We start from the raw sequence: 12,553 nt of genomic DNA on the forward strand, positions 1-12,553 counted from the left end.
ATCCTGAATTATTTTCCGCCGCCTCCGTTTTTCTCTACGTCGGTTTTTGTATTTTCCTTTACCTTCTGGTTTCCGAAACGCTTTACAAAAGTAAGAGAAACTCCATACCAGTCCCATTTTGAGTATTCTCTGAAAGTCCCGTCCGCGCTGTATGTTGTGTTATCGCCATAAGGCCTTTTAAAGATGTTCATCAGCTGCATGCTCAGCTCCATCTGGGTTTTCGGGAATATTTTAGTCACTGAAATATTATGGAAAACATTGGTATTGTTAGCATATGAGTTACCGTTATTCTGATTGGCAAGTTCCATCCATGCACTTACATTAATGTTTTTATTAAACAGATTAGTATAAGATATATTCGCTGAGGCTCCCCAATAGCTGATATAATCCTTAGCTCCCAATTTATTCTTCTCGTTAAAATCCTTATTATTAATGTAGTACCATCCAAATCCGGCATTCACATTCAGTTTATTTTTCAGGAAATTCTGATTGGTATTGGCAAATAGGTAGTATTTTTCAACCTTTCCATCAAAGTTCCCCGGCAATGAAACTGTTCTGCCATTTTCCGTTACGTAAGTCGTCCAGTAATCCTGATTCGTGTGCATATATCTTGCAGAGATAAAGTACTTTTTCAGAATTCCGAACTTCAGATAAAGCCTGTCATTCGGGTTAGGATTCAGATAAAGGTTTCCTCTGGAATACGTTCCGTTAATTTCAGGCATAAGGAAGGGATTAAATTCAGAATACCAGGGTCTCCAAATGCTTCGGTTGTAGGTAAGACTCAGGTCAAATTTCTCTGAAAAACTATATTTCAGCAATAAGTTGGGAAGAAAAGAGCCGTAAGAATCCCTTCTTTCCGTACCTGCTACATCCTGTCTTACTTTATAATCAATATATTCGTAACGGATTCCGACTCTGGTTTCCAGTTTTTCAAAAAATGTCTTGCTGTAATTGGCATATAAGGAGCTCAGATGATCTTCATAATGGAATCTGTCATTGCGGGAAAGATTAGCGAATTCCGGGATGGCATTATCAATGCTGAATCCATACAGGCTGTTAGGAATAACATGGTTGTTTATTTCGGTCTTCCCTCCTACTTCCATGGTGCCACCCGATTTACCAAAAGGTTGTGTATAATCAACTTTCAGGTAATAATTACGCATCTGATTGCTACTGATAACGCCCAGCTGCTGATGGGTTATCACCCCTTGCTTAGTAATTTGCTTGTCGATCAGATTATCATTATTATCACTGGAATAATTGGTTCCTAAATTAATATCTAAAATCCTGTTTTTCTCTTTATCATAGTATTTATAGAAAGCATTAGTCCCCAGATTACGGCTGAACCCCCAGTTGTTTTGGTTCTGGAGGAAAGATTCTCCCGGATCTCCGTCTTTTGTAGTGGTCCCATCAGATTCTGCAGTATGAAAATTTCTGTTTTGTGAATATTCCAGTACAAGCCCGAAGTTATTTTTATCATTAATTTCAAACTCCGAAGTGGAAGAAACAGAAGGGCTTTCATTTCTCATTACATTGTTCAGATTAAACTGCGTAAGTTTATTTTCCGCATAGCGGTTATCCCATGTCTGATTCGTCTGTACATAAGTTCCGTTATTATAACCTCCTATAAGGGTTTGGGTAAACTTTTTCTTATGGTAGTTCAGGTTGAAATTCGTGTATTGCGAGTTTTTGGTACTTTGTCTGTTGTTGAGAGATATGCTTCCTTTTAATCCTTCATCATCCCTTTTTTTAAGGACAATATTGATTACGGAACCGGAAGTTTCATAACGGGAAGACGGGCTGGTGATCACTTCAATTTTCATCAGGTTATCGGCAGGAATTGTTTTAAGATATTCCTTGAGCTCCTTACCTGTAAAAACAGATTTCCTATCATTGATATATACGGTAACCAATTGTCCCTCAGCTTTTACCTCATCATTGTTATCAATACTTACCAGAGGAGTCATTCTCAGCACATCCCATGTTGTATTTCCCGCCAGAATTGCACTATTCGCTACATTAAATACAGTTCTGTCTACTTTAGATTCTACGGTTGGCTTTCTGGCAACCAGAGTAACCGCTTCTATTTCTTTTGCATTTCCTTTTACAGTATCGTTGGCAGCCGGAGCTGGAGCTTGTTGGGCCATTGCTGATACGCCTGCTAATATTGCTATGGGAAATAATAGTATTTTCATGTGAAATTATAGTTTTTTCTATAAGACCACTATCTTCATTAATATGTTACATTAAAAAGTAAAAAAAAGTAAAATAATTATTTAATTTTCAAGCATATAACAATTAAAACATAAACATAAATTTAAAAACGATGTAAATTTTTCAATAAATCAAACCAATAAAACTCACTTCCATTATAAATATTCTTAAAAAACAGTATTTATACGAAATTGAAAATTTATTTAAAATTCCAACAATTTGACAAGCAAAAAGCCCGGATCTCACCCGGGCCGTTAGCAATAGCAAATTGACAAGGATTACTATTAAAAAATATATGCTAGTTTACACTTTCAAAGTAATGAATAACACCAACTTCAGGCAGACGAAGCGGATCTTTATTAAAACCGGATTCTTTATTCCTGCTGCTTTCCAGAAAAGAATTACTGAAAAGTGCATAAGAAGGCTGTTCAGCGACTCCGTTTTTCAGAAGCTGATGAGCCTCCACGATTGTTTTTCCATATAATTTTCTGAAGTTTCCGATATTGTACTGTGAAAAAGATCCGTAATGAACAATAAACTTGAGAGCCAGATCAATTTTGGTACTTAAACTTTTACTTAACTCTTCTATTTTCCTGTTGAAAGCAGTTCGCATCTTCCACAGCATTGTTGAAATACTCTGGTAAGACGGATTTTCATCATAACGGTAAAATAAAATGGCATCTCCCTCAATCTCGGAAATTTCAAAATACTGATCGTTCACATCAATGAGTGTCGACAGTAATTGCCGTACAATATACTCGCCTGTATACAATTTTGTATTGAACACAAATTCAGTAAATCCGCTGAAATCCGGAATGAGAATAATCCCCTCCTGTATAGTTGTCTTCATAATGATAATGGATTAAAAACCTGCTTCATCATTACAGACGAAGCTGATTCAATTTTACTTTATCATTTTAAGACATTAAAAAAAATCCTGCGGAAATTTTACTTCTATTTTTAAACAACAATCATCAGCTCCTTATCATATCCATTATATTTTTCATCAATATAACCATGAGGATTACAGATAATTTCCGTTTCTCCGATCTTATATCTTACGGGAGTATGAATATGCCCGTGAATCCAGTACAGAGGCTGATATTCTTTGATGAAATCTTCCAGATCAGAAGCATAGGCCGCTGTTAAAGGATCATTTTTGTAATGTTCTGGAACTGACTGTATGCTGGGTGCATGATGGGTAACGACAATATTTTCAAGTCCTTTTGAGTCTTCAAGACTTTCTTTTAGCCATTGTTTTGAAAGCTGATGAATTTTAAAGGTATCCAATGTTCTCATTTTCGAATAGGAAGGATCTCTTCTGATCATTTTATAGTCATTCATCTTAGATTGACAAAGCATTCCGTACTGAACAGGATTTCCAAAGATGGAAAAATCCGTCCATAAAGTGGCTCCATGAAAACGAATACCTTCAATGTCTATAAATGAATTTTCCAGCACATAAACATTGGAACCCAGGGCTGCTTCTTTAATCTTGTGAAGTGTTTTCGGATATGAGCCTTTATAATATTCATGATTGCCCAAAACATAGATGACAGGTTTATCGGATATAGTTTCTTTTATCCATTCAATTCCTTTGGTTCCCAGATTGACATCTCCTGCCAGCACAATTATATCAGCATGATCAAAATATAATTCTGTACTCCCAAATTCCCGGTGAAGATCGCTGATAACCTGTATTTTCATGATATATAGTAAACAGCAAAGGTAATAAAGGAAAGCAGAATAGCAAAAATCAAAAAAAAGAACCGGCCCCTAAGCACCGATTCTTTCGTCATATAGTTTGTGTATTTTTAAGGCTGCTCGTTATGAAACGGCTACTTCTGCCTGCTTCACTTTTATGCTTTTCAATATAAAATAAAATAACATTCCGAGAGCCAGTAAAGCGTAACTGATCAAAATAATCAGATTCAGGCTTCCCACAGAAAGTTCTGACGGAAAAATCTGACTCATTAAGGTCATAAACGACAATCCGATTCCTGCTCCCAAAAAGTAACTTGTAGAGCTCAAACTTGATGCCAATCCGTAATGTGCCGGCTCAACATCCTGAATTCCCATTACTGAAAGTGCGGTAAAACAGAACGTCATTCCTATTCCTGAAATACATGCCGCTCCAAACAAAACCATAGTCAGCGGATGTCCTGCATATACAGAAATTAAGAGCAGCAAACCACCGGCAAGCATAAACAACCATCCCAAAACACCCATTTGAGATGAGCTGAGACGTTTGGATACATACGGCAAAATGAATTTAGCGGTTAACGCTGACAGAATACTGAACGGAACAAGCATTAACCCTGCGGAAGCAGCGCTGTAGCCCATATCTTTCTGAAGCATCAGTGAAATCAGGAATAAAAATCCGATAAAAAATGCTCCCAGAGTAAAGAATACAGCATTGGAAACTACTAAAGATCTGTGTTTAAACAGTTTTAAATCTACCAATGGCTCTGCAACGGATTTTAAACGATAGTACACCATAACAAGAAGTACTAAAGCGAGTATTAAAGAACCTGTTACCAGGAAAGGCTGTTCTTTGATGTGAACCAATTCGTGCGTTCCGTAAGTCAGGCTTAGCAATCCAAACACCATCAATATTCCTGAAACCATATCTGTTTTCTGAGCGGTTTCGCTTTTTTCATCGGTTGGCAGATAATAGTAAGACAGCACCAATGTGATTAAAAGAATAGGAACATTGATCAGGAAAACCCAATGCCAGCTCAGGTAAGTACTGATGATTCCTCCTACTGAAAGACCGCTCCCTGAACCAATAGCAGCAAATGAACTGAAAATTCCGATGGCGCGGTTTCTCTCCTGCTCTCCTCTGAAGGTATTGGTCACTATAGACAATGCAGAAGGCATTACCAATGCTGCTCCCAGTCCCTGTAAAGCACGGAATACGGCCAGCACTTCAAAGTTCTGAGATAGTCCGGCTCCTAACGAAGTCAGCATAAAAATCAGCGCTCCCCATAAAAACATTTTTTTTCTTCCGATCTGATCTGAAAGCTTTCCTCCAATGATCAGAAATCCGCCAAAGAACAATACATAAAGTGTCTGCAGCCACTGAACCGTCTCTGCTCCAATCTGAAACTGCTGCTGAATAGAAGGAATGGTCAAATTAATAATGGCAATATCCAACGCCTCTACAAATGTTCCTACCGATGCTAAAATTAATATTACATTCTTCCTTGTATCCATGTTTCAAATTTCCTGCAAAATTAAAATTAACAGAACGTATTTGAAAATTTAACCTTAAATTTGGAACAATATTGAATATTAAAAATATTTAAAAGAACAAAATACCTGATACACCATAAAAAACCTATAAAAACAGAACAAAATGGCAACTGAAAATTATATTCCTGATGACAAAGACTTATCCATCCTCCGTTTGCTTCAGAAAGACGCGAAGATGAGTGTCCGTGATATTTCGGCCAGGATCAACTTAAGTCCTACACCTACACATGAGCGTATCAAACGTATGGAAAAACAGGGAATCATTAAAGAGTATACTGCTGTGGTTGACCGTAAAAAGGTTAATAAAGGAATGATGGTGATCTGTATGATTGCTTTAAATGTTCACAACAAAAAAACTGCGGGAAAATTCATTGAGGAAGTGGGCAGATTGAAGGAAGTGGTAGAATTTTACAATATCAGCGGGGATTTTGATTTTATGCTGAAGATCCTTGCTCCCAATATGGATGAGTTTCACGAGTTTTTCGTAAACAAATTATCAGAAATTGAAGGAATCGGCCAGACGAAGAGCATTTTTGTCATGAACAGCATTAAGGAAAGTGCGCAGATTGTTTAAGACAAAATAAAAAGCAGCTGCGTGAAAACATGCAGCTGCTTTTTATAGTCAATCAATATTAGATTAATTTTTCATCATCTATTTCCAGTAATTCCAGACTGATCCGTCAAATACCGCCAGTGTTTTACTGACTGTATCATAGCACATCATACCCGGATAAGGACTTTTCACATTGAGATGTGGTGCTGCTATCTGAGGAAGAATCATCGCTTTATTCTGAGATTCCAGAACCAATACGCCATCAGCAGAACTTGCAGCCTCACCCATAATGACTCCTTTTCCCGTTTCTGCAGAATTATTAGTGATAACCACACTTGAATTACCGGCATCTGACAAGGATTTCCACACATCATTTTCGTACATTTTTACTTTATTATCCGTGACATCAAAGATGAATGTTCCGTTCTCTAAAGATCCTGCAGGAAACCCGGAGGTAGCAGGAAGAATTATACCCTTTGTATTTCCTGCTACGTTATCAAAATCTAAGACTGTGCTGTTTCCATCCACGGACTGTTTACCAACCGCAACCTGAGCAAAAAATGTATTGGATGCAACCAAAGCAGCTGCTATACTTATATTTTTTATATTTTTCATATTCTTTATCAGTTTAATCATTACAGCTTCTTTCTAAACATTTCCATTCCGTACCGTTGTAAAGCTTCACACATTTATCCTGAATATCATACAGAAGCATTCCTTCTTTCGGTTCTGCGATGGCATCTCCGGGCTGTGGCGTCTGGCTTACATGCTGAACCCTGGTAATCACAAAACCTTTATTTTTTGATTCCATAGCCAGAAATCCGTTAGGTATATTTTCAGGCCACGAATCGCTTTTCTGCTGTACGGTAATTCCAAATTTTGTATATCCGTCAGGTGTCCCTGAAATTCCGGGCTTTGTGCAAAATCCGTCGATCTCATCAATAATCACGGGAGCATTTCCACAGCTTGTTTTGTCTTCTGATAGTCCTTCGGGCCAGAGAGCAGGACACATGGCTTTGGTTGCATTGGGTCCGCAGAAGCTTGAATTCCCCATTCCCAATCCTATAACAGATCCCATGGCAATGGTTACGATCTGGCTGTCATCACTGATAATGGAAGCTCCACCACCACCACTTACGTCTGCTTTTGCAATACAGTACGCTCTTCCGGTAGGAACACCTACATATTCAACAGAAGGGTATGTCGTAGACTGCTGGGTAAATGTTCCGCAAATTTCTACCACACTGCTTGTTCCCATTTCAATAACGGAAGTTGTTCCGGGATAGAAACCGCCAAATGTCGGGTCTTCCTGAATCACTGATCCTACAAGAGATAAGAAAGATTTGGTTCCCAGTTTAATTTTTGAATTTTTCTGAGACCCGAAAGTTCCTACTTTCACAGTTCCTGTACATTTAACACTTGTTCCGTCAGTAATTTCCAGAATCCCATCAACCTGAATACTATTGGATTGCAGCTGTCCGGATTGTATAATAAGGGCAGCCCCGTTCGGAATGCTGATATTGGTACTTACACTTAGGTTTCCATTGAGGCAATACGTGTTTCCGCTTGTCATGGCCTGCCCTGTATAAGGAATACACTGAGCATAGGCTACAGCACTGAAAATGAGCATTAATAAAAAAATCAATTTTTTATTAAAATTTAAAAAAAATAGTTTATTCATATACATTTATAATACTTTAACAAATTATTACTGCTTTAATAATAAATTTTTAAACTTTCAACATCATCGACCCCACTAACAACAATTAACATACCAAACAATTGTTTAATTTTTTAATACTTACATGATATTTTACCACCCCACATTATTACCGGCGTTGTTAAAAAACTCTTATAAATGTTACACCACAACCAACTACACCTTCCAAATTCTGTTTATATTCAGCAGAATTATTTTTTAAATTTTTACATCTCAAATCGTATTTTCACCCTGTGTTTAATAGAAGTAATTCTGCGCTTGTTGATATAACAGGTTCATCTTTTATACAACAAGCCTCTCCAAACACAGCCTGTTTTAGATCTGCGCAGTTTTGAACTGAATACAGCAATAGATAATCTGAATAACAGACTTCCATCCAAATTCACATTAAAAACCGTAAATTTGCAGCATGAATAACGATACGATATGCGCGCTGGCTACGGCCAATGGAATAGGTGCTTTAGGCATCATCCGTGTTTCAGGAAATGAAGCTTTATCTGTAGTTCAGAAAAGTTTTCCGGCCAAAAATCTGGAAAAACAGAAATCCCACACCATCCATTACGGTTATTTTATGGATGAAGAGGAAGCGATTGATGAAGTGATGCTTTCCATTTTCCTGGCTCCGAAAAGTTTCACCACTGAGAATTCTGTGGAGATTGCTTTTCACGGCTCTCCGCATATCGGAAAACGTATTCTGGAAACCCTGATCAAAAACGGGGCGAGAATGGCCAAAGCAGGAGAATTTACCCTTCGTGCTTTTATCAACGGCAGAATTGACCTTTCCCAGGCAGAAGCGATTGCCGATGTGATTGCTTCTGAAAATGAAGCTTCGAGAAAAGTAGCCATCAACCAGCTGAAAGGAGGCATCACCAATGAAATCTCTGTATTGAGGACTGACCTTTTAAATTTCGTTTCCTTAATTGAACTGGAGCTTGATTTCGCTGAAGAAGATGTGGAATTTGCTGACAGAAGTGCTTTAAGTGGATTATTGGATAAAATTGAAGTCAAATTAAATTCCTTGATTGAAAGTTTCCAATACGGAAATGCCATTAAAAACGGAACTGCTGTTGCCATCATCGGAAAACCGAATGCCGGAAAGTCTACGCTGCTGAATTCGCTTTTGAAGGAAGAAAGAGCGATTGTGAGTAATATTGCCGGAACCACGAGAGATACCATTGAGGAAGTTCTTCATATTAAAGGTCATGCTTTCCGGTTAATTGACACTGCCGGACTTCGTGAAACGGTGGATGAAATTGAAGCGATCGGGGTGAAAAAAGCAAAAGAAAAAGTAGAAAACGCCAATATTCTGGTGTATCTGGCAGATGCTGCCACCGAGGATTTTTCTGAAGATATTGAAATGATTCAATCTTTGTTGAGAGAAGATCTGAAGCTGATTATCTGCGCAACAAAAATTGATGAAGTAATTCCTACCAAATACGAAACGGTAGAAGATATTTTCAGAAACGCCATTTCTCATGATTTTGATTTTATTAAAATCTCAGCAGTTGAAAATCAAAACATCCAGGATCTGAAAAATGAACTTTCCTCCTATGTAGAGCATTTGAAAACCGAAGAAAATAACGTTGTCATCACCAACCAACGACACTTTGAAGCCTTAAGAAAATCCATGGATGCCGTTCATAAAGTAAAAGAAGCTATTTCTTTCCAGATCTCTACGGAGTTACTGGCGTATGAGCTTAGAAATGCCATGGAACATCTTGGAGAAATCTCCGGAGAGGTAACCAATGATGAAGTGCTGGGGAATATTTTTTCTAAGTTTTGTATCGGGAAATAAATACGATAAATAGAATAACCCAAAACAAACCAACTCTCTAATAACCAAATATTTACAAAATTTATTTTTTGTACTGGTTATTCGGAAGTTGGTTTGTTTTTATGATTTTTTGTCTCCTATTTGTCCCTCAAACTGATAATATTTTATTTTTTAAAACCAGGGAGAAATAACTTCGCTTAATGTACCTTATTGTATCTTATTGCTACTTAATGTACTCTATTGCACCTTAAGCACGTCTGAACTCCCACAATTAAAATATTATGAGTTCAACTATCAAAATCAGGAAAATCTGCCAGCACTGCAGACTTGAATTTATTGCCAAAACTACAGTCACCAAATACTGTAGTCACAAGTGTAACCAAAGAGCTTACAAAGCAAATGCTAGGGAGCTGAAGATTCAGCAAAGCAAAACCGAACAACACATTCCAGAAAAAAAATTCACACCTAAACAAAATCCAGATTCATGTTTGGGGTTTGAAACACTCGAGTATTTAACAGTTAAAGAAGCTTCTGTACTTTTGAAATGTGATCGCAGGACTGTCTACAATATGTTAAAAAATGGAATGTTACCTTCAGCCAATCTTTCTATCAGAAAAACACGCATTTTAAAAAAAGATATCGACGCATTATTTGAAATGCTTGAAAAACCGGAGCAACCCTTTATATTTGAGCGAACGGTTGTGGAAAAAATCCCACTGAAAGATTGCTATACAATTGGTCAGATACAAAAGCAGTTCAATATTTCAGAAACAAGCTTAAAAAATCTCATCAAACGACATCATATTCCAAAATTCAAAAATGGCAGATTCATATATATTCCTAAAATAGATATTGATCCGATTCTGAATAAAATCAGGTCAAATAGCTATTGCGGATAGACTAATTACAAACCATTAATGATAACTTATGGGACAAACACTTCCATTGTCCAGCCACATTACCCCAGTATTAAAAAATATCAGTATAATAAAAAAAAAAATAATACTATGCCAGTTACGCTAAGAAAAAAAACAATTTCGAAAGGAAGACAATCTCTATATTTAGATATTTATCCTCCTATATATAATCCCACAACCGGTATAATGCAGCGAAAGCATTATTTAAAGCTTTTCATCTACCAACGTCCAAAAAATGAAATAGAAAAAGATTTTAATACGGAAACGTTAGCACTGGCAGAATATGTCAGGGCCCAGAGACAAATTGATCTCCAGAACCGTCGGTTTGATTTTATTTCTGAGGCAAAAATGAAGTTGAATTTTATTGATATTTTTGAAGAAGAGGCCTCAAAAAGAAAAGGGTGTTATAACTGGATAATGGCTGTCAGATATTTTAAAGCCTTTGTTGGTGAAAAAATTCCTTGCACAGAGCTAACTGAAACATTAGCGGAAGAATATGCCGATTTCTTGCTTTCATCACCAGCCATTGGCCGTGCTAAGAAAAAAATTAAAAAAAATACAGCTGCAGCCTACTTTAGTAGATTTAAACTTGCTCTTGAGGCCGCATTTAAAAAAAAATATTTGCCGACAGATCTCAGTTCTATTATATCAAATATTAAACCTCAGGAAACTCATCGTCCGTTTCTGTTTTTGGAAGAGTTAGAAAGAATGGCCATTGCTCATTGTGATAATGAAATAGTAAAAAAGGCAGGCCTTTTTTCCGCTATGACAGGATTTAGGTATTCAGATGTAGAAACATTATTATGGAAAGAGATACAAGGTTCTCCCGGAAATTATTATATTCTATATAATCAGGAGAAGACCGAAAGTGCAGAATACTATCCGATTTCAGACCAGACTATTGAATTAATAGGACAATCTGGAGATCCTGAAAATCGTGTATTTGATGGGCTTAGATACGATCATACAGTTGCTTCGTTAAAGAAATGGCTACTTAATGCTGATATTGAAAAACATTTCACATTTCATGGCTTCAGACACACTTTTGCTACTCTTCAGATCGCAGCCGGAACATCCATTTATACTGTATCCAAACTATTGGGTCATAAAAGTATCAAGACAACAGAAATTTACGCAAAAATTGTTGACAGCCTTAAAAAAGAGGCTTCTGAAAGAATAAAACTCAGTTATTTCAACATCAGCGAGACAGTTATTAACACAACAGCCGTTCCAAATTTAAATTCTGATCAGCCATCGCTATAGTTCATTCTTACGCATATTCAGGACATTGGAAGCCATCATATCAATTTCTAATTGTTTAATAATAACCTTGTAAAAAAAATTATGAAAAACTACACATTTGAACAACTGCCATCCGTTATCGCTAAACTTGAAGTAAAGCTTGACAGAATCGAAACGCTATTACTTGAAAACGGATACAAAATCCCAGCAGAAGATGATTACATTGGGGCAAAAGAAGCATGCAGATTATTAAAATTGTCATTGCCTACATTGTACACCAAAGTTTGTCACCGAGAGCTGCCGTTTTATAAAAAGGGGAATCGTCTGCATTTCTCTAGAACAGAACTTCTTGATTGGATTAAAGAAGGTAAAAAGAAATCTATCACTGAAATAAATAAAAGCGCAAAAGAAATCGCCGAAAAGATGGAAAAAAGAAAGTGGTACTAATTAGCAAATATAAGAAGCTGTCTCAAAAGTACCTCCTGTCTCGGACTCCTGTCTGACAAATTTTGTCGTTTAGGAGATTCTCAGAGCATTAGTTTACCTTTTGGGACAGCTTCTTTTAATATATTGTGCCTGTAAAAAATATTTAATTCAGGATTCCTTTTTTTGCTTTTTAAAGGAATCTTAATATCATCTTTATTCAGTGAAAGAGACGTGGTTTTTCTGGAAATAGCCGCTACCTAAATTTAAATGGCATTTTTAAAAGGACACCGAAACCTAAGAGATTTCTATACATCCGAAATAAAATATCAAAGCAATCACAAATACGATTCATAAACAGACCAGATATGCTTAAAGTGTAATAGCCACGACTTTATCTGACAGTTAGGGGTTAAAAATAATTGTCAGTTATCCAATATTATCCTTACTTCCAA

At 36.8% G+C, this 12,553-nt stretch carries 11 protein-coding genes; 5 read left to right on the forward strand and 6 right to left on the reverse strand.

Annotated features, from left to right (window positions below; all coding sequences use genetic code 11):
• Positions 1-8 precede the first annotated feature (8 nt).
• The 4 genes from AC59HC_RS19505 to AC59HC_RS19520 form a co-directional block, all read right to left on the reverse strand.
• Entirely contained in the window at positions 9-2,195 is a 2,187-nt protein-coding gene (locus AC59HC_RS19505; protein WP_496559195.1) for an outer membrane beta-barrel family protein, read from the reverse strand.
• Between the two features lie 317 nt (positions 2,196-2,512).
• Entirely contained in the window at positions 2,513-3,064 is a 552-nt protein-coding gene (locus tag AC59HC_RS19510; RefSeq protein ID WP_110010596.1) for a DUF2652 domain-containing protein, read from the reverse strand.
• A gap of 110 nt (positions 3,065-3,174) precedes the next feature.
• The gene (locus AC59HC_RS19515) at positions 3,175-3,921 is read right to left on the reverse strand and encodes a metallophosphoesterase (protein ID WP_202839182.1); all 747 of its coding nucleotides are present in this window, start codon (positions 3,919-3,921) and stop codon (positions 3,175-3,177) included.
• Between the two features lie 120 nt (positions 3,922-4,041).
• Positions 4,042-5,430, reverse strand: coding sequence for an MFS transporter (locus tag AC59HC_RS19520; RefSeq protein ID WP_202839181.1), 1,389 nt, complete (start codon positions 5,428-5,430; stop codon positions 4,042-4,044).
• A gap of 142 nt (positions 5,431-5,572) precedes the next feature.
• Between AC59HC_RS19520 and AC59HC_RS19525 the strand changes: the two genes are divergently transcribed.
• A complete protein-coding gene (locus tag AC59HC_RS19525) occupies positions 5,573-6,043 on the forward strand; it encodes an Lrp/AsnC family transcriptional regulator (RefSeq protein ID WP_411414019.1) in 471 nt (156 codons plus the stop codon).
• A gap of 78 nt (positions 6,044-6,121) precedes the next feature.
• On the opposite strand, the gene AC59HC_RS19530 is transcribed toward AC59HC_RS19525, so the two are convergent.
• Together AC59HC_RS19530 and AC59HC_RS19535 are read right to left on the reverse strand one after the other, a co-directional pair.
• On the reverse strand, positions 6,122-6,637 hold the full coding sequence (locus tag AC59HC_RS19530) for a hypothetical protein (protein WP_496559196.1): 516 nt from the start codon (positions 6,635-6,637) through the stop codon (positions 6,122-6,124).
• A gap of 13 nt (positions 6,638-6,650) precedes the next feature.
• Entirely contained in the window at positions 6,651-7,652 is a 1,002-nt protein-coding gene (locus tag AC59HC_RS19535) for a phage tail-like protein (RefSeq protein ID WP_343639226.1), read from the reverse strand.
• Positions 7,653-8,151: 499 nt separating this feature from the next.
• On the opposite strand from AC59HC_RS19535, the gene mnmE reads away from it, so the two are divergent.
• The 4 genes from mnmE to AC59HC_RS19555 all read left to right on the forward strand — a co-directional run bounded on the left by mnmE (position 8,152) and on the right by AC59HC_RS19555 (position 12,122).
• Positions 8,152-9,537, forward strand: a complete 1,386-nt coding sequence (gene mnmE / locus AC59HC_RS19540; RefSeq protein WP_496559197.1) for a tRNA uridine-5-carboxymethylaminomethyl(34) synthesis GTPase MnmE — start codon at positions 8,152-8,154, stop codon at positions 9,535-9,537.
• Between the two features lie 260 nt (positions 9,538-9,797).
• Entirely contained in the window at positions 9,798-10,415 is a 618-nt protein-coding gene (locus AC59HC_RS19545; RefSeq protein ID WP_142718390.1) for a helix-turn-helix domain-containing protein, read from the forward strand.
• 108 nt (positions 10,416-10,523) lie between these two features.
• The gene (locus AC59HC_RS19550; protein WP_142718391.1) at positions 10,524-11,696 is read left to right on the forward strand and encodes a site-specific integrase; all 1,173 of its coding nucleotides are present in this window, start codon (positions 10,524-10,526) and stop codon (positions 11,694-11,696) included.
• 81 nt (positions 11,697-11,777) lie between these two features.
• Entirely contained in the window at positions 11,778-12,122 is a 345-nt protein-coding gene (locus AC59HC_RS19555; protein WP_142718392.1) for a helix-turn-helix domain-containing protein, read from the forward strand.
• Positions 12,123-12,553: the final 431 nt, after the last annotated feature.

This window comes from Chryseobacterium sp. DZ-32, from assembly GCF_059587025.1.

What these genes read in the sequence shown, in the direction of transcription:
- AC59HC_RS19505 (WP_496559195.1), bottom strand. Translation starts at nt 2,195, where the DNA reads ATGAAAATACTATTATTTCCCATAGCAATATTAGCAGGCGTATCAGCA.
- AC59HC_RS19510 (WP_110010596.1), bottom strand. Translation starts at nt 3,064, where the DNA reads ATGAAGACAACTATACAGGAGGGGATTATTCTCATTCCGGATTTCAGC.
- AC59HC_RS19515 (WP_202839182.1), bottom strand. Translation starts at nt 3,921, where the DNA reads ATGAAAATACAGGTTATCAGCGATCTTCACCGGGAATTTGGGAGTACA.
- AC59HC_RS19520 (WP_202839181.1), bottom strand. Translation starts at nt 5,430, where the DNA reads ATGGATACAAGGAAGAATGTAATATTAATTTTAGCATCGGTAGGAACA.
- AC59HC_RS19525 (WP_411414019.1), top strand. Translation starts at nt 5,573, where the DNA reads ATGGCAACTGAAAATTATATTCCTGATGACAAAGACTTATCCATCCTC.
- AC59HC_RS19530 (WP_496559196.1), bottom strand. Translation starts at nt 6,637, where the DNA reads ATGAAAAATATAAAAAATATAAGTATAGCAGCTGCTTTGGTTGCATCC.
- AC59HC_RS19535 (WP_343639226.1), bottom strand. Translation starts at nt 7,652, where the DNA reads ATGCTCATTTTCAGTGCTGTAGCCTATGCTCAGTGTATTCCTTATACA.
- mnmE (WP_496559197.1), top strand. Translation starts at nt 8,152, where the DNA reads ATGAATAACGATACGATATGCGCGCTGGCTACGGCCAATGGAATAGGT.
- AC59HC_RS19545 (WP_142718390.1), top strand. Translation starts at nt 9,798, where the DNA reads ATGAGTTCAACTATCAAAATCAGGAAAATCTGCCAGCACTGCAGACTT.
- AC59HC_RS19550 (WP_142718391.1), top strand. Translation starts at nt 10,524, where the DNA reads ATGCCAGTTACGCTAAGAAAAAAAACAATTTCGAAAGGAAGACAATCT.
- AC59HC_RS19555 (WP_142718392.1), top strand. Translation starts at nt 11,778, where the DNA reads ATGAAAAACTACACATTTGAACAACTGCCATCCGTTATCGCTAAACTT.